The 16,617-nt window shown below is 70.9% G+C and carries 15 protein-coding genes; 10 read left to right on the plus strand and 5 right to left on the minus strand.

The features are described 5' to 3' along the window. Window positions 1–133 precede the first annotated feature (133 nt). Both WH07_RS02715 and WH07_RS02720 read left to right on the plus strand, forming a co-directional pair. Window positions 134–946: an SAM-dependent methyltransferase gene (locus tag WH07_RS02715; protein WP_046494828.1), complete on the plus strand. Its 813-nt coding sequence runs from the start codon at window positions 134–136 to the stop codon at window positions 944–946. Then, window positions 943–3,114: a putative bifunctional diguanylate cyclase/phosphodiesterase gene (locus WH07_RS02720; RefSeq protein ID WP_046494830.1), complete on the plus strand. Its 2,172-nt coding sequence runs from the start codon at window positions 943–945 to the stop codon at window positions 3,112–3,114. Before WH07_RS02715 ends, WH07_RS02720 begins: the two co-directional genes overlap by 4 nt. On the opposite strand, the gene WH07_RS02725 is transcribed toward WH07_RS02720, so the two are convergent. Next, window positions 3,084–4,091 carry a LysR family transcriptional regulator gene (locus WH07_RS02725; protein WP_232788685.1) on the minus strand — a complete coding sequence of 336 codons (1,008 nt, stop codon included), beginning with the start codon at window positions 4,089–4,091 and terminating at the stop codon, window positions 3,084–3,086. The genes WH07_RS02720 and WH07_RS02725 overlap by 31 nt on opposite strands. A 96-nt stretch (window positions 4,092–4,187) precedes the next feature. On the opposite strand from WH07_RS02725, the gene WH07_RS02730 reads away from it, so the two are divergent. The 3 genes from WH07_RS02730 to WH07_RS02740 are packed head-to-tail and all read left to right on the plus strand — an operon-like array spanning window position 4,188 to window position 7,677. Next, entirely contained in the window at window positions 4,188–4,898 is a 711-nt protein-coding gene (locus WH07_RS02730) for a succinate dehydrogenase (protein ID WP_063775728.1), read from the plus strand. Window positions 4,899–4,900: 2 nt separating this feature from the next. Continuing rightward, the gene (locus WH07_RS02735; protein WP_232788686.1) at window positions 4,901–6,937 is read left to right on the plus strand and encodes a fumarate reductase/succinate dehydrogenase flavoprotein subunit; all 2,037 of its coding nucleotides are present in this window, start codon (window positions 4,901–4,903) and stop codon (window positions 6,935–6,937) included. After that, complete coding sequence (locus WH07_RS02740) at window positions 6,934–7,677, plus strand: succinate dehydrogenase/fumarate reductase iron-sulfur subunit (protein ID WP_046494834.1); 744 nt, start codon at window positions 6,934–6,936, stop codon at window positions 7,675–7,677. Before WH07_RS02735 ends, WH07_RS02740 begins: the two co-directional genes overlap by 4 nt. Window positions 7,678–7,906: 229 nt before the next feature. Here the strand turns inward: WH07_RS02740 and WH07_RS02745 are convergent, their stop codons facing one another. The 4 genes from WH07_RS02745 to WH07_RS02760 form a co-directional block, all read right to left on the minus strand. After that, complete coding sequence (locus WH07_RS02745) at window positions 7,907–8,932, minus strand: LLM class flavin-dependent oxidoreductase (protein WP_046494836.1); 1,026 nt, start codon at window positions 8,930–8,932, stop codon at window positions 7,907–7,909. A gap of 114 nt (window positions 8,933–9,046) precedes the next feature. Further along, the gene (locus WH07_RS02750) at window positions 9,047–9,277 is read right to left on the minus strand and encodes a dodecin (protein ID WP_046494839.1); all 231 of its coding nucleotides are present in this window, start codon (window positions 9,275–9,277) and stop codon (window positions 9,047–9,049) included. Window positions 9,278–9,294: 17 nt separating this feature from the next. Beyond that, complete coding sequence (locus WH07_RS02755; protein WP_046494861.1) at window positions 9,295–10,062, minus strand: GntR family transcriptional regulator; 768 nt, start codon at window positions 10,060–10,062, stop codon at window positions 9,295–9,297. A gap of 131 nt (window positions 10,063–10,193) precedes the next feature. Further along, a complete protein-coding gene (locus WH07_RS02760) occupies window positions 10,194–11,045 on the minus strand; it encodes a GntR family transcriptional regulator (protein ID WP_046494862.1) in 852 nt (283 codons plus the stop codon). 252 nt (window positions 11,046–11,297) lie between these two features. On the opposite strand from WH07_RS02760, the gene WH07_RS02765 reads away from it, so the two are divergent. The 5 genes from WH07_RS02765 to WH07_RS02785 form a co-directional block, all read left to right on the plus strand. Continuing rightward, window positions 11,298–12,545, plus strand: coding sequence for an extracellular solute-binding protein (locus WH07_RS02765; protein ID WP_046494841.1), 1,248 nt, complete (start codon window positions 11,298–11,300; stop codon window positions 12,543–12,545). After that, entirely contained in the window at window positions 12,542–13,474 is a 933-nt protein-coding gene (locus WH07_RS02770) for a carbohydrate ABC transporter permease (RefSeq protein WP_079022891.1), read from the plus strand. Before WH07_RS02765 ends, WH07_RS02770 begins: the two co-directional genes overlap by 4 nt. Then, on the plus strand, window positions 13,471–14,328 hold the full coding sequence (locus WH07_RS02775) for a carbohydrate ABC transporter permease (RefSeq protein WP_046494844.1): 858 nt from the start codon (window positions 13,471–13,473) through the stop codon (window positions 14,326–14,328). The genes WH07_RS02770 and WH07_RS02775 overlap by 4 nt, the downstream gene beginning before the upstream one ends. Before the next feature lie 12 nt (window positions 14,329–14,340). Then, window positions 14,341–15,948 (plus strand): beta-N-acetylhexosaminidase, encoded by a 1,608-nt coding sequence (locus WH07_RS02780; RefSeq protein ID WP_046494846.1) that lies wholly within the window; start codon window positions 14,341–14,343, stop codon window positions 15,946–15,948. Then, a partial coding sequence (locus WH07_RS02785) for a cellulose binding domain-containing protein (RefSeq protein ID WP_046494848.1) occupies window positions 15,945–16,617 on the plus strand: 673 nt, incomplete at its 3' end. The genes WH07_RS02780 and WH07_RS02785, both read left to right, overlap by 4 nt.

Here is a 16,617-nt window from a genome sequence, read left to right on the forward strand (position 1 = left end):
CACCGGCGTGTGACCAAGAACGGATCGCTAATTTCCGTTTGGGCTCGCTCTCCTGGCGGGCGATCAGTAGCCTCGGCTCGAACAACCGGCCAGATACTTGGCCGCGACCCGTGGCTACGTGTTGGAGACATCGATGGAGCGTCCCGCCTGGGCCCCGCGAGGCATCGACATATCGGTGCCGAGCGTTTCCCGCATTTACGACTACTATCTGGGCGGTTCGTACAATTTCGAGGTGGACAGGGAAGCCGCGCGCAAGGCAATGGAGTTCGTGCCGGGGCTGCCCAAGATCATGAAGTCGAACCGGGCGTTCATGCGCCGCGCTGTCGAATTCGCCCTGGCCGAAGGCGTCTCCCAGTTTCTCGACATCGGTTCCGGCATTCCCACCTTCGGTAATGTCCATGAAGTCGCCCAGGCCGCGCACCCCGAAGCCCGGGTCCTTTACGCCGACCACGACCCCGTCGCCGTGGCCCACAGCCGGGCGGTGCTCGAAGGCAATGAGAACGCCGCCGTCGTGAACGCCGATCTCCGCAAGCCCGGCGAGCTCCTGAGCAGTCCCGAGGCGCTCCGACTCCTGGACACCGAGCGGCCGGTGGCCCTGCTGCTCGTCGCCGTCCTGCACTTCCTGGAGGACGCGGACGACCCGTACGGCGCGGTGGCCGAACTGCGCGACGCGCTCGCGCCCGGCAGCCTGATCGTCCTCACCCACGCCTCGTACGACCGCCTTCCGGTGCCGCGCGAGCAGGCGGGCGGCGCGGTCGACGTCTACCGCGACATCCGCAGCCCGCTGGTGATGCGGACCCGTGAGGAGACCGCCCGGTTCTTCGACGGCTTCGAGCTGGTCGAACCCGGTCTGGTGGCCATGCCCGAGTGGCGCCCCGAATGCCCCGTCGCCCAGGAGGACCCGTACGCCTTCGCGGGCTTCGCCGGAGTGGGACGCAAGGCGTGATGGTGCCGTCGCAGCCGGCGGACTCCGCGGCGGCTCCGGACGGCCCGGAAGACAGACTCAGACGGTTCGCCACGATCTGGAGCCGGGCGGTCTTCCCCGCCGCGGCCACGTCCCTGACCCGCCCCGAGTTCGAGACCCAACTGGCGCCCCTGGCCCGGGAGCTGAAGGACGCGCTGCACGCGCGCCCCTTCGACACCGCGCCCGCGGCGCGCGTCGGCGCCGCCCTGGTGGCCGCGCACTGCACCGACCCCGAGGCGCTCACCCGTACCCTCGGCGTCGTCGACTCGTACCTGGTCCTGTACTGCGGTACGGACGAGCTGCCCGTCGAGGAGAGCCGGGCCCGCTGCGCCCGCCTCCAGCACTCCCTCGCCGCGGGCTTCGCCCAGGCACTGCGCGAGCGCACCCTCGCCGAGCAGGAGGCCATAGCCCGCTCCGCGCTCTCCGCGCGCAGCCAGGCCGAAGAGGCGCTGCACGCCACCGAGACCCGCTTCCGCGCGGTGTTCGAGGGCGCGGCCTTCGGAATCGGCATCGCCGACCTCGAAGGCAATGTGCTGGAGGTCAACGACACCCTCACCGAGATGTTCGGCGGACTCGAACACCATGTCCGCAGCAGGAACGTGAGCGAGTGGGGCCACCCCGAGGACGTACCGCACTTCTGGCGGATGTACGGGGAGCTGGTCCGCGGCGAACGCGAGCACTTCCGCGCCGAGAAGCCCTTCTACCGCAATGACGGCACCGTCCTCTGGACCAATCTGACGGTCTCACTGCTCCGGGACGCCGAGGGCACCCCGCAGTACCAGCTCGCGCTGATGGAGGACACGACCGAGCGGCGGCTGCTCAATCTGCGGCTGCGGTACGAGGCCACGCACGACGCCCTGACCGGACTGCCCAACCGGACCCTGTTCTTCGAGCGGCTGGAGAAGACCCTCTCCGCCGCCGAGAGCGCCCGCTTCGGCCTCTGCTACCTCGATCTCGACGGCTTCAAGGCGATCAACGACAGCCTGGGCCACGCCTCGGGTGACCGGCTGCTGGTCGAGGTCGCGGACCGGCTCCAGAGCTGCGCGACCGCGCCCGGCGAGATGGTGGCCCGGATCGGCGGCGACGAGTTCGTGGCGCTGACCACAGGACCCGACACCGAGCGCGCGGTGGCCGATCTCGCCTCCCGGATCCTGGGCGCGCTGGCGACCCCGATCCTGCTGGACGGCCGGGAGTTCACCGTACGGGGCAGTATCGGCGTCGTGGAGGGTCTCGCCGCCGAACACAGCCCCGCCGAGGTGCTGCGCAGCGCGGACATCACCATGTACCGGGCCAAGGCGGCGGGCGGCAACCGCTACGAGCTGGCCGACCCGGAGGCCGACGCCCGGGCCATCACCCGGCACGGACTGACCACCGCGCTGCCGGCCGCCCTGGAGCGCGGCGAGTTCTTCATCGAGTACCAGCCGCTGGTCCATCTCGACGACGGGACGGTGCACGGCGCGGAGGCGCTGGTGCGCTGGTCGCATCCGCAGCACGGGGTGCTCGGCCCGGACCGGTTCATCCCGCTCGCGGAGCACACCGGCCTGATCGTGCCGCTCGGGCGCTGGGTGCTGGAACAGTCCGTACGGCAGGCCATGTTCTGGCACCAGACGCTCCCCGAGGGCACGCTCGGCGGACCGCTGCGGATCAATGTGAACCTCTCCCCGGCCCAGCTCCACCACCCCGGGCTCGTCGCCGACACGGTGGAGGTGCTGGAGCGGATCGGTCTGCCGCCGGGCTCGCTCTGCCTGGAGGTGACCGAGTCGGCGCTGATCGGTGCCGACGAGGACCTGCTCAAGCCGCTGCGCCAGCTCGCCGAGATGGGCGTCGACATCGCGCTCGACGACTTCGGGACCGGCTACTCGAACCTGGCCAATCTGCGCAGGCTGCCGGTGAGCGTGCTCAAGCTCGACCGCTCCTTCACCCAGGGGATGCAGCAGCACCCGGCCGACCCGGTCGATCTGAAGATCGTGGAGGGGATCGTCTCACTCGCGCACAGCCTGGAGCTGGCGGTCACGGTCGAGGGTGTGGAGACCGGGGCGCAGGCGGAGCATCTGCGGCGGCTCGGCTGCGACACCGCGCAGGGCTGGTACTACGCCAGGCCGGGGCCGCCCGAGCAGCTTCACACGCTGTCGCTCGCGGACGCGGTCTGACCGGGCGTGGCCTGACCGGACGTGGACGGTCCGGACGTGGACGGTCCGGACGTGGACGGTCCAGGGGTACGAGGCGTGCTCCTGGCCCGTCCGCGCGCGGCGGTCTGCGTGGCCAGCAGCACCTTCTGAAGCTCGCGGGCGGCGCGCGGCGGGGCGACATCGCTGCGGTGGGCGAGCGCGATCGTACGGCTCAGCCCCGGCCTCGCCAGGGCCGTGACCCGCAGATCGCGCGCCCGCGCCGCCACCATGCTCGGTACGACCGCCAGGCCGAGTCCGGCCCGTACGAATCCGAGGACGGCGTCCATCTCGCCGCCCTCCACGGTGAACGACGGCTCGAACCCGGCGGCCCGGCAGGCGGCGACCGTCAGCTCGCGCAGGTCGTAGCCGTGCCGGAACATCACCAGCGGCTCGCCCTCCAGATCGGCGATCCTGAGCGGGCGGCCCGGTGGCGCGACGGCGGCGGACGACACCACCACCAGGTCCTCGTGCAGCAGCTCGACCGTGGTCAGCGCGGGGGACGCGGACGGCAGGGGCAGCACCACCAGCGCCAGATCCAGCGCCCCGCGCGCCAGCTCCCGTACGAGATCGTGCGAGCCGCTCTCCTCGATCAGCAACTGGATGCCCGGATGCAGATCGTGGAAGGCGCGCAGCACGTCGGGCAGCAGGCCCGTGCACACACTGGGGGTCGCGCCCAGCCTGACCCGGCCGCGCCGTAGCTGCGCCAGCTCCTGCACCTCGTGCCGGGCGGTCTCCGTGTCGGCCAGGATCCGCCGGGCCAGCGGCAGCAGCGCCTCGCCCGCGTCGGTGAGCGCGACATTGCCCCGGGCACGGCTGAACAGCTCGGCCCCCAGCTCCTTCTCCAGCGCTCTGATCTGCTGCGACAGGGACGGCTGCGACACATGCACCCGCTCCGCGGCCCGGGTGAAGTGCCTGGTCTCGGCGACGGCCACGAAGTAGAGAAGCTGCTGGAACTGCATGGAAGCCACCATAGATCGCCCGATAGGCAGGGGCTATGGAGATGAGCCGGTCCATGTCTTGGACCACTCGGCATCCCGCGGCCTAGCGTGATGTTCATGGCGCTGGCAACGCGGGGGACGGACCACCGGCCGTCCATGACCCGCACCCTCTGGGGATCCACGATCGGAAAGAAAACGGTCATGGCCGTAAGCGGCCTGATCATGCTCGGCTATCTGGTCGCGCACATGCTCGGCAATCTCAAGATCTTCTTCGGGCCGCCCGAGTTCAACGGGTACGCGCACTGGCTGCGCACCCTGGGCGAGCCCGTCCTGCACTACGAATGGGCGCTGTGGATCGTCCGTACGGTCCTGGTCGTCGCCGTCGTGCTGCACGCCGTCTGCGCGTACCAGCTCAGCCGCCGCGACATCGCCGCCCGCCCCAGCAAGTACGTGCACAAGCGCCCGCGCGCCGCCTATGCCACCAGGACCATGCGCTGGGGCGGGATCATCCTCGCCCTGTTCATCGTCTGGCACATCCTCGACCTGACCACCGGCACCGCGCACCCCGGCGGCTTCCAGCCCGGCCATCCGTACCAGAACGTCGTGGACACCTTCTCCACCTGGTACGGGAACGCCATCTACATCACCGCGATGCTCGCGCTCGGCCTGCACGTCCAGCACGGCTTCTGGAGCGCCGCGCAGACCCTCGGCGCGGGCAGCGCCACCCGCGAACGCGCCCTGAAGACCACGGCCACCGCGCTGGCGGTGGCGCTGACCGCGGGCTTCATCGCCGTACCCGTCGCCGTCATGACCGGAGTGGTGAGCTGAGCATGGACACGAGTCCTGAGCAGAGCCTGAACGAACCCGCCGCACCCGCCGAAGCCGCCGGACCTGCCGGATCCGCCAAGTCCGTCCACTACGCCGACTACGCGCACTACACCGTCGGCGAGCCCGTCATCGACACCAGGGCACCGGACGGGCCCATCGCCGAGCGCTGGAACCGGCGCCGCTTCGAAGCGAAGCTGGTGAACCCGGCCAACCGCCGCAAGCACACCGTGATCGTCGTCGGTACGGGTCTGGCGGGCGGCGCCGCGGGCGCCACCCTCGCCGAACAGGGCTACCACGTCGTCCAGTTCTGCTACCAGGACTCGCCGCGCCGCGCCCACTCCATCGCCGCGCAGGGCGGTATCAACGCCGCCAAGAACTACCGCAACGACGGCGACTCCATCCAGCGGCTCTTCTACGACACCGTCAAGGGCGGCGACTTCCGGGCCCGCGAGTCCAATGTGCACCGGCTCGCCGAGGTCTCCGTCGAGATCATCGACCAGTGCGTCGCCCAGGGCGTCCCCTTCGCCCGTGAGTACGGCGGACTCCTCGACACCCGCTCCTTCGGCGGCGTCCAGGTCTCCCGTACCTTCTACGCGCGCGGCCAGACGGGCCAGCAGCTCCTGCTCGGCGCCTACCAGGCGCTGTCCCGGCAGATCGCGGCGGGCGCCGTCGAGATGCATCCGCGCACCGAGATGCTCGACCTGATCGTCGTCGACGGCCGGGCCCGCGGCATCGTCGCCCGCGACCTCGTCTCCGGCAAGGTCTCCACGTACTTCGCGGACGCCGTCGTCCTCGCCTCGGGCGGCTACGGCAATGTCTTCTACCTCTCGACCAACGCCAAGAACAGCAACGCCACCGCGGTCTGGCGCGCCCACCGGCGCGGTGCCCACTTCGCCAACCCCTGCTTCACCCAGATCCACCCCACCTGCATCCCGCGCTCCGGCGACCACCAGTCCAAGCTCACGCTGATGAGCGAGTCGCTCCGCAACGACGGCCGGATCTGGGTGCCCCTGGCGCGCGGCGACCGGCGCCCGCCGGCCGAGATCCCCGAGGCCGAGCGGGACTACTACCTGGAGCGGATCTACCCCTCCTTCGGCAATCTCGTCCCGCGTGACATCGCCTCGCGCGCCGCGAAGAACGTCTGCGACGAAGGGCGCGGCGTCGGACCCGGCGGCCAGGGCGTCTATCTGGACTTCGCCGACGCCATCGCCCGCCTCGGCCGCAAGGCCGTCGAGGAGAAGTACGGCAATCTCTTCGAGATGTACGAGCGGATCACCGCCGAGGACCCGTACGAAGTGCCCATGCGCATCTACCCGGCGATCCACTACACGATGGGCGGACTCTGGGTCGACTACGACCTCCAGACCACCGTGCCCGGCCTGTTCGCGATCGGCGAGGCCAACTTCTCCGACCACGGCGCCAACCGGCTCGGCGCGTCCGCGCTGATGCAGGGGCTGGCCGACGGCTACTTCGTCCTGCCGTCCACCATCAACGACTACCTCGCCCGCAATCCGCGCCACGAGGAGATCGACGACAGCCATCCGGAGGTCGCCGAGGCCGTCGCCGACACCGAGGACCGGCTGCGGCTGCTGCTCGCCGTGGACGGTGACCGTACGCCCGACTCGTTCCACAAGGAGATCGGCGAACTGCTCTGGGACCACTGCGGTATGGCGCGCACCGAGGAGGGCCTGCGCAAGGCGCTCGACCGGATCCCGCAGATCCGCGAGGAGTTCTGGCGGCGGATCAAGGTGCCGGGCACCGGCGAACAGCTCAACCAGGCCCTGGAGAAGGCCAACCGTATCGTCGACTATCTGGAACTGGCCGAGCTGATGTGCCTCGACGCGCTGCACCGTACCGAGTCCTGCGGCGGTCACTTCCGCGAGGAGTCGCAGACCGAGGGCGGCGAGGCGGCCCGCCGCGACGACGAGTTCTCGTACGCGGCGGCGTGGGAGTTCACGGGCACCGGCGCCGCGCCCGTCCTGCACAAGGAAGACCTCGTCTTCGAGTACGTCCACCCCACCCAGCGGAGCTACGCATGAGGCTCACCCTGCGCGTCTGGCGGCAGCCGGACGCGGACACCCCCGGTGCCATGGTCACCTACGGCATCGACGGCATCTCCGAGGACATGTCGTTCCTGGAGATGCTCGACACGCTCAACGAGGAGCTGATCCTCGCGGGCGACGAGCCGGTCGCCTTCGACCACGACTGCCGCGAGGGCATCTGCGGCGCCTGCGGAGTGGTCATCAACGGTGACGCGCACGGCCCCGAGCGCACCACCACCTGCCAGCTCCATATGCGGCACTTCAAGGACGGCGACACCATCGATGTCGAGCCCTGGCGCGCCGGGGCGTTCCCGGTGGTCAAGGACCTGGTGGTGGACCGCTCGGCCTTCGACCGGATCATCGGCGCCGGCGGCTACATCACCGCCCCGACCGGTTCGGCCCCCGAGGCCCACGCCACCCCGGTGCCCAAGCCCGCCGCCGACTTCGCCTTCGAACACGCCGAGTGCATCGGCTGCGGCGCCTGTGTCGCGGCCTGCCCCAACGGCTCGGCGATGCTCTTCACCTCCGCCAAGGTCAACCACCTCAACACGCTCCCGCAGGGCGCGCCCGAGCGCGAGACCCGGGTCCTCGACATGGTCGCGACCATGGACGAGGAAGGCTTCGGCGGCTGCACCCTCACCGGCGAATGCGCCACGGCCTGCCCGAAGGGCATCCCGCTGCCGTCGATCGCTGCGATGAACAAGGAATGGCTGAGGGCGCTGAGGGCGGCCCGCTAGGGTCTTTCGTTTGGGTCTGGCTTTCAGGGAGCGGGGTCTGGTGGAGGGGGTACCTCCCGTGCCGTTCAGGCTACGGGGGCGGATCGCAAGGCGGAGGAGGGAGCCCACGCGGAGGGGGCACCTCCCACGCCCTTAAGGCTGTGGGGGAGTAGGCGACTGACGACAACGCGGCGAGGCGCGGTGCCAGGGGCCGCGAGCCCAGCAAGATCCAAACGAGAGGCCCCAGGTCTCACGCTGACACGGCGGCCGGAGGCCGCAGCCCCAGGAGGGCGGCCAGGCGCTCGTACGAGTCCAGCAGGGCGTCGCTGTCGTACGTACTGGTTGTGACCAGGTACTCGTCGGCGGCGCTGCGCGCCAGCAGCTTGTCCAGACCGGCCGCCACCTCGTCCTCCGTGCCATGGAGCTGGCCGCGCCACGCCGTCTCGTACAGCGCCTGCTCCCGGGCGGTCATGGGGGTGGCGAGGACCGTGTCGACAGGGACGAGCGGCGGGAACGAGCCGTGGGTGCGGGAGTACGCGGTGGACCACGCCTCCGGGAGCAGCAGCCGGCGGGCCTCCTCGGTGGTGGACGCGACCGCGACCGTACCGGAGAGCACCACATGCGGGCGCTCGCCCCAGACGGAGGGGCGGAAGTCCGCGCGGTACGCGTCGATCGCCCGCAGCATCGCGTCCTCGCCCCGGGCCGGCGCGATGACCAGCGGCAGTCCGGCCTCGGCGGCGACCCGGGCGCCCTTCCCGGTGGCCAGTACGAAGGCGGGCGGGCGCAGTCCCTCGGCGGGCAGGGCATGGACCTGGGGATGAGCGGTCTGGGTGCCCGTGAAGTAGCCGAGCAACTCGGCGAGCCGGCCGGGGAAGTCGTCGGCGTCCCGCTTGTCCCGCCCCAGCGCCGCGCGTATCCCGTCGGTGAACCCCACGGAACGGCCGAGCCCCATGTCGATCCGGCCGGGGAAGAGCGACTCCAGCACCCCGAACTGCTCAGCGACCACCAGCGGTTGGTGGTTGGGCAGCATCACACCACCGGTGCCGACGCGGATCGTGGAGGTCGCGGCGGCGACGGCCGCCGCGAGCACGGTCGGCGCGGATCCCGCGACGCCCGGCACGCTGTGGTGCTCGGACACCCAGAAGCGGTGGTAGCCGAGCGCCTCGATCCGCTGGGCGAACCGTACGGTCTCGCGCAGCGCGTGGGGGGCGGCCCGGCCGTGCCGGGTGCGGGAGCGGTCGAGTACGGAGAACGGGACGCGGGCGATCGAGCTCACACATGATGTAACACGCGGCCCGCGCCAGGATTCCCGTGCCCGTGGCCCGAAACGCCGGACGGGCTCCTGTGCTGTGTCGTCAAGCGCCGACGGGCTCCGTTCGCGCCCGTGCGCTCACTCGCTGTCGAGGCGGAAGCCTACCTTCAGGCCCACCTGGAAGTGCTCGATGTCGCCGTCGACGATATGGCCGCGTACCTCCGTCACCTCGAACCAGTCCAGGCCTCGCAGGGTCTGGGCCGCGCGGCTGACGCCGTTGCGGATCGCGTCGTCGATGCCCTCGTGGGACGTGCCGTAGATCTCGGTGACCCGGTAGGTGTGGTGGGGATGGTGGTTGTGGTGGGACATGGGCTCGCCCTCCTCCCTCACTCCACCGTGCCCCACCATTCCGCGCTCCGCGAGGTGTCCGCGTCCGGCGCCGGGCGGTCCCCGGCCCCGCCGCCCAGGGCCAGCCGGGAGACGATGCGGTAGCGGTCGCCGCGGTAGAGGGACCGTACGTACTCGACGGGCCGCCCCGAGGCGTCCGAGGTGATCCGGTCGAAGAGCAGCGCGGGCGAGAGCACCGGCACCCCCAGCAGCTCCGCCTCGTCCTCGCTGAGCACGGTCGGCTCGATCGACTGCACGGCCTCGGCCATCCTGATCCGGCGCTCGTCGCGCAGATACGCGTAGAAGCCGGACTCCATCCGCTCCGGGGTCAGCCCGGGCACCAGTTCGGCGGGGACATGGAGATACTCCAGGGCGACCGGCCCGCCGTCCACGAACCGCAGCCGCGCCACGTACACCACCTCGGCGGCGGGCGACACCCCCAGCCTGCGCCCCACCCGGGCGCCCGCGCCGGCCGTACGGAACTCCAGCACCCGGGCCGACCAGGTCCCCGGCGCCCGGGGCACCGCGGCGGAGCGGTCCTCGGCGACCAGCTCCTGGGTGATCTTCGCGGGAGCCACGAACATGCCGCGGCCGTGCTCGCGGACCAGCAGTCCCGTGGCGACGAGTTCGTCCACCGCCGCCCGCAGGGTGGGGCGCGAGACCCCCAGCTCGGCGCAGAGCGTGCGCTCGGACGGGATGGCCTCGCCCGGCCGCCGCGTGTCGACAAGACCGAGCAGATACGCCCGTACCCGCTCCCGCTTGAGCACCGGATGAACCGGCGGTACGGCACCGGCCGGCGGAACCGGCTGGTCCGGCTGAACCGGCCGGGCCGACTGCTCCGGGCGAGGGGTACGGGTCTCGCGCACGGGCCCTCCCGGTGAGCCGTCGGAAGCTGCGGTCAGTATGCATCACCCGTCGTGGACGAGGTGATGATGCCGTCGTGGGCGAAATCGCCCGGCGGGATGCCCGGATGGTGGCCGTCCTGCCGGGAGCGGGCCGGTCCGGTGCCCAGCGCCAGCCGGGAGACGATGCGGTAGCGGTCGCCCCGGTACAGGGAGTGGACGTACTCGACGGGGCGGCCCGAGGTGTCGAGCGTGAGGCGTTCGATCAGCAGGGCGGGGGAGAGGATCGGCACCCCGAGGACCTCGGCCTCGGTCTCGCTGACCACCGTCGGTTCGATCGACTGGGTGGCCTCGTGCACGGAGAGCTGGTGATGCTCCCTCAAGTGGTCGTACAGCTCGCCCGATTCGAGTTCCTGCGGGGTCAGCGCCGGGGCGAGTTCCGCGGGGATGTGGAGATGCTCGATGGCGATGGGGGAGCCGTCGACCAGCCGCAGCCGGGCGATGTAGATCAGCTCGGCGGCGGGGGAGACGCGCAGTTTGCGGCCGATCCTGGCGCCCGCCCGGAAGGTCGTGCGTTCCAGAATGCGGCTCGACCAGGTACCGGAGGCGCGGGGGACGACGAACGCCGTGTCCTCCGGGGTGAGTTCCTGGGTGATCTTGGCGGGGGCGACGAACATGCCGCGGCCGTGCTCCCGTACGAGCTGTCCGGTGGCGACGAGTTCGTCGACGGCGGTGCGCAACGTGGGGCGGGAGACACCGAGTTCGGCGCAGAGGGCGCGCTCGGAGGGGATCGCGTCCCCCGGGCTGCCCGCCTCGATCAGACCGAGCAGATGCTCCCGTACGCGCTCGCGTTTGAGCACCGCACCCGACACGCCACCTGACGGGCCCCCCGACGAGCCGCTCCCCATGGGCATGACCTCTTCCGTTCCTTGTGCTCTCTGCCCCTGATGGTCCTGATGACCACTCCACTGACACCGACTGGTCATATGACCCCGACCGGGCAACTGGTAAACACCATCGTAACCAAGCGCGCCATGATCCCGGTGAAAATCCCAACCACGCCTGCTTTACGGGGGCTTGACGCCGACATTGGTCCATGCCACCTTCTGCTCACACACCTTACCACTTGACCAATTGGTAAATCCCTATCGAGGTGGCCCGTGAAGATCCGCTTCATCGCCGGTTCCGCAGCGCTCGCCGCGGCCCTGGCCCTCAGCGCGTGCAGCTCCTCCCCGGGCGCCGACGCCGGTCCGGAGAGACTCACCGTCTGGATCATGAAGGACAGTGTCACCGAGGACTTCCTCGGCCGTTTCACCCAGGACTTCGAGCGGCGGCACAAGGACATCGCCCTGGACATCCAGATCCAGGAGTGGGACGGCATCGGCGAGAAGGTCACCGCCGCCCTCGCCAGCACCGACGCCCCCGATGTGATCGAGGTCGGCAACACCCAGGTCGCCCAGTACGCCGCCAGCGGCGGGGTCAAGGACCTCACCGACCGTACGGAGGAGCTGTCCGGCAAGGACTGGCTGCCGGGGCTCGCCGAACCGGGCAGGATCGACGGCAAGCAGTACGGCATCCCCTGGTACGCGGCCAACCGGGTCGTCCTCTACCACAAGGACCACTTCACCAAGGCCGGTATCACCACCCCGCCCGCCACCCAGGACGCCTGGCTCGCCGACACGGCGAAGCTCAACAAGGGCGGGATCCAGGGCATCTACCTCCCGGGCCAGAACTGGTACACCCTCGCCGGCTTCATCTGGGACCAGGGCGGCGATCTCGCGACCCGGTCCGGCGGAGAGTGGAAGGGCACGCTCGACACCCCGGAGGCCCTCGCCGGAATGGACTTCTACCGGCGCCTCCAGGCACTCGGCAAGGGCCCCGAGGACTCCGACGAGGCCAAGCCCCCGCAGGCGGAGGTCTTCGCCAAGGGCGATGTCGCGCAGATCATCTCCGTCCCCGGCGGAGCGAAGATCATCGAGGAGAGCAATCCGGCTCTCAAGGGAAAGATCGGCTTCTTCCCCGTGCCGGGCAGGACCTCCGACAGGCCGGGCGCGGTCTTCACCGGCGGTTCCGATCTGATCGTGCCGGAGGCGTCCGCCCACCAGGACGCCGCCTATGAGGTGATCAAGGCGCTCACCGGCGACACCTGGCAGACCGACATGGCGAAGACCATGAGCTATGTCCCCAACAGGACGTCCCTCGCGGGGGCCGTCGCGGGCAGCGAGTCCACCGCCGCCATGGCCGCGGGCGCCGCACAGGGCCGCGCCACCCCCAACTCCCCGCAGTGGGCCGCGGTCGAGGCCACCAACCCGATCAAGCAGTACATGACCGCCGTACTCACCGGAACCGATCCGGCGAAGGCCGCGAAGAACGCGTCGGACAGCATCACCAGGACCCTCGGCTCATGAGTACGGCCGGCACGGCCCGCACGGCCCCCGGGCCCGGCCGGGTCCCCGGGGCGCTGTGGCCGTATCTGCTGATCGCGCCCACCGTGCTCGGCACCGCCTATCTGCTCGCCTATCCGCTCGTCCGCAACCTGGTCATCTCGTTCCAGACCTACGGCATGGGCGAACTGATCCGCGGCGGCGCCCCGTTCGCCGGGCTCGCCAACTACCGGGAGATCCTGGCCGACCCCGTCTTCTGGGAGGTCGTACGGCGGACCTTCTGGTGGACCGCCGTCAATGTCGTCCTGATCATGGTGCTGGCCACGCTGGTCGCGCTGATGCTCCAGCAGCTCGGCCGGCGGACACGGCTGCTGGTGATGAGCGGACTGGTGCTCGCCTGGGCCAGCCCGGTCATCGCCACCACGACCGTCTTCCAGTGGCTGTTCTCGTCCCGGCTCGGAGTGGTCAACTGGCTGCTCGTACGGCTCGGATTCGACTCGTACGAGAACTACTCCTGGTTCGCGGACGGCAGCGCGACCTTCGCCGTCCTGGTCCTGCTGGTCGTCTGGCAGTCCGTGCCGTTCGCCGCCATCACCCTGCACGCCGCGCTGCTGACCGTGCCCGCGGAGCTGTACGAGTCGGCGCGGCTGGACGGCGCGGGCGCCGCCCGGATCTTCCGCTCGGTCACCCTGCCCGTGCTGCGGCCCCTCTTCGCGCTGGTGCTCTGCCTCGAAGTCATCTGGGTCTTCCGGTGCTTCGCCCAGATCTGGGCGATCAGCAAGGGCGGTCCGGGCGACGCGACGACCACCCTGCCCGTCTACGCGTACCGGATCGCGCAGTCCCTGCACCGCTACGACCTGGGAGCGGCGGCGTCCACCCTCACCGTGCTGCTGCTCGTCGGCGTGCTCGTCGTCTACTTCCGCCAGATGTTCCGGCAGGAGGGCGAGCTGTGAGCGCGGCCCCCAGGAGCGCGTCGCGCCGCGCCCGGATACGCCGGCTTCCGCTGCACGCCGCCGCGCTGCTGGTCTTCGTCCTCTCGGTCTTCCCCGTCTACTGGATGGTGCTGACCGCCTTCAAGCCGACCCGGGACATTCAGGCCGAGACCCCGCTCTTCCTGCCGGTCTCGGTGACCCTCGACCACTTCACCACGGCGGTCGGCGCGGACGGGTTCTGGCTCTTCTGGCGCAACAGCCTGGTGATCACCGCGAGTTCCGTACTGCTGGCCCTGATCGTGGCGCTCGGCGCCGCGTTCGCCGTGGCCCGGCTGCGCTGGAAGGGCCGCCGGGGCTTCATCCTCATGGTCTTCATCGCTCAAGTCGCGCCCTGGGAAGCGCTGTTGATCCCCATGTATGTCATCGCCCGCGACACCGGCATGCTCGACAGGCTGTCGATGCTGACCCTGATCTACTTCATGATCACCCTGCCCTTCACCATCGTCACCCTGCGTGGCTTCCTCACCGCCATCCCGGTCGAACTGGAGGAAGCCGCCCAGGTCGACGGCTGCACCCGCGCCGCCGCCTTCCGCCGGGTCACCCTGCCGCTGCTCGCCCCGGGTCTGCTCGCCACCTCGCTGTTCGGATTCATCACCGCCTGGAACGAGTTCGCCTTCGCCAACATGCTGATCATCAAGAACCAGGACGACCGCACCCTGCCCGTCTGGCTGTCCTCGTTCTCCAATGTCTTCGGCACCGACTGGGGCGCCACGATGGCCGCCTCCACTCTCTTCGCCCTGCCCGTCCTGGTGCTCTTCCTGGTCCTCCAGGGACGGGTCGCCGCCGGGATGACCAGCGGCGCCGTCAAGGGATAGGGGACCACCGCCATGACCACCACCCCCGTGACCGGCCCCACGACCGCCGCCCACCGGGCCGGACTCCAGCTCGTACCCCGGCCTTCCCAACTCGCCCCGCTCCCCGGCCGGTTCGTCCTGGACGAGCACACCGCCGTACGGGCCGCCCCGGGCGGCGCCTCGGCCGCCGCCGATCTGCTCCGTACGCTGCTCGCCCCCGCCACCGGACTCCCGCTGCCGCCCGCCGCCGACGGCCGCATCGTGTTCGTACTCGACCCCGCCCTCGGCGGACTCGGCCGGGAAGGGTACGGCCTGACGGTCGGTGCCGACGCGGTCCTGCTGCGCGCCGGCGCCCAGGAGGGTCTGTTACGCGGTGTCCAGACGCTCCGTCAGCTCCTGCCGCCCCAGGCGCTGTCGCACCGAAGGGCGCGCGGTACGGAGTGGGCGCTGCCCTGTGCGCAGATCACCGACGTACCCCGCTTCGCCTGGCGCGGCGCGATGCTCGACGTGGCGCGGCGCTTCCGGCCGGTCTCCTTCCTGCGCCGGTTCACCGATCTGCTCGCCCTGCACAAGCTCAATGTGCTGCATCTCCATCTCACCGACGACCAGGGCTGGCGGATGCCCGTCGCCGCGTACCCGAAGCTCACCGAGGTGGGCGGGGAGCCGCACGGCGGGGCGTACACCCGTGACGAGCTGACCGGCCTGGTCGCGTACGCGGCCGCCCGGGGCGTCACCGTCGTACCGGAGATCGAGATGCCCGGTCATGTACGGGCCGCGCTCGCCGCGTACCCCGAACTCGGCAACGTCCCCTCGCGCAGACTGGCCGTCTGGGACCGCTGGGGCGTGTGCGAGAACGTCCTCGGCGTCCACGACCAGGTCCTCGACTTCTGCCGGGGTGTGCTGGACGAGGTCATGGACACCTTCCCCTCGCCGCATGTGCACATCGGCGGCGAGGAGTGCCCGACCACCGAGTGGCAGCGCTCGCCGGACGCACGCCGGCGGGCCGAGGCCGAGGGGCTGTCCGGACCCGAGGCGCTGCACGGCTGGTTCATGGGCCGGATCGGCGGCTTCCTCACCGAGAACGGCCGCCGGCCGCTCGGCTGGACCGAGACGGGCAGCGATCTGCCCGCCGGGTTCACCGCCGTGCCCTGGCGGTCCGCCGCGCACGGGCTCACCGCGGCCCGCCGGGGCCAGGACGTCATCATGGCGCCGTACCGCTCCACCTATCTGGACTATCCGCAGAGCGAGCGCCCCGAGGAACCGCCCGGACAGCCGGGCGGAGTGGTGTCGCTGCGTGATGTGTACGACCTCGAACCCGCGCCCGCCGGCTGGGAACCGGCCGCGGCGGCCCGGGTCCTCGGCACCCAGGCACAGCTCTGGAGCGAGTACGTCCCCACCGCCGCGCACGCCGAGTATCTGGCCTTTCCCCGGCTCTGCGCGCTCGCCGAGACGGCCTGGTCCCCGCACCGGGACTGGCCGGGCTTCGAGCGGCGGCTCGCCCACCACAGAACCCGGCTCGACGCGCTCCGCGTACCGGGCCGGCCCCCGCACGGCCTCCCGCACAACGCCTCGTTCACCTTCCCGCCCGGTTCCGGGCCATCGGGAACACCAGGATCACCAGGAGAGGACACCGGTCGATGACCACACGTGCGAGCACCCCCGACCCGGCGGGCGGCACCCCGCCCACCGGCACCACCGCACTGCCCGGCACCCCCCGACGCAAGCGGGCCGCCGGGATACGGACCGTCACCGCGCTGGGCGTGGCGGCCGCCCTGGGCTGCGCCGCGCTCACCGCGCTGCCGGCCGCCGCCGCCGACCCGTCGGTGAAGGTCCAGTACCGCCAGAGCTCCACCGGCTCCGACCAGGCCGAGCCCTGGTTCAAGGTGGTCAACACCTCGGGCTCCGCCGTCTCGCTGGGCACCGTGAAGATCCGCTACTACTTCAAGGCCGACGCGGGCGCCTCGTACACCTTCGCCTGCTCCTGGGCGGTGAAGGGCTGCGCCAACATCACCGGCACCTTCGGCACCCTCGCCAACCCCACCGCCACCGCGGACCGCTATCTGGAGATCGGCTTCACCGCGGGCGCGGGCTCCCTCGCCCCCGGCGCCGACACCGGTGACATGCAGCTCCGCTTCCACCGTTCCAACTGGGCGTCGCTCAACCAGAGCGACGACTACTCCTTCGGTCCGACGCAGACCGCGTACGGCGACTGGACGAAGACCACCGCCACGGTCGGCGGAGCCCTGGTCTGGGGCACCGCCCCGGCCGGCAACGACCCGGGCGGCCCGACGGACCCGCCCACCGATCCCC

The organism is Streptomyces odonnellii (genome assembly GCF_000981895.1).
Lineage (GTDB): Bacteria > Actinomycetota > Actinomycetes > Streptomycetales > Streptomycetaceae > Streptomyces > Streptomyces odonnellii.

What these genes read in the sequence shown, in the direction of transcription:
- WH07_RS02735 (WP_232788686.1), top strand. Translation starts at nt 4,901, where the DNA reads ATGGACACGAGTCCTGAGCAGAGCCTGAACGAACCCGCCGCACCCGCC.
- WH07_RS02780 (WP_046494846.1), top strand. Translation starts at nt 14,341, where the DNA reads ATGACCACCACCCCCGTGACCGGCCCCACGACCGCCGCCCACCGGGCC.
- WH07_RS02770 (WP_079022891.1), top strand. Translation starts at nt 12,542, where the DNA reads ATGAGTACGGCCGGCACGGCCCGCACGGCCCCCGGGCCCGGCCGGGTC.
- WH07_RS02760 (WP_046494862.1), bottom strand. Translation starts at nt 11,045, where the DNA reads ATGGGGAGCGGCTCGTCGGGGGGCCCGTCAGGTGGCGTGTCGGGTGCG.
- WH07_RS02730 (WP_063775728.1), top strand. Translation starts at nt 4,188, where the DNA reads ATGGCGCTGGCAACGCGGGGGACGGACCACCGGCCGTCCATGACCCGC.
- WH07_RS02740 (WP_046494834.1), top strand. Translation starts at nt 6,934, where the DNA reads ATGAGGCTCACCCTGCGCGTCTGGCGGCAGCCGGACGCGGACACCCCC.
- WH07_RS02750 (WP_046494839.1), bottom strand. Translation starts at nt 9,277, where the DNA reads ATGTCCCACCACAACCACCATCCCCACCACACCTACCGGGTCACCGAG.
- WH07_RS02715 (WP_046494828.1), top strand. Translation starts at nt 134, where the DNA reads ATGGAGCGTCCCGCCTGGGCCCCGCGAGGCATCGACATATCGGTGCCG.
- WH07_RS02725 (WP_232788685.1), bottom strand. Translation starts at nt 4,091, where the DNA reads ATGCAGTTCCAGCAGCTTCTCTACTTCGTGGCCGTCGCCGAGACCAGG.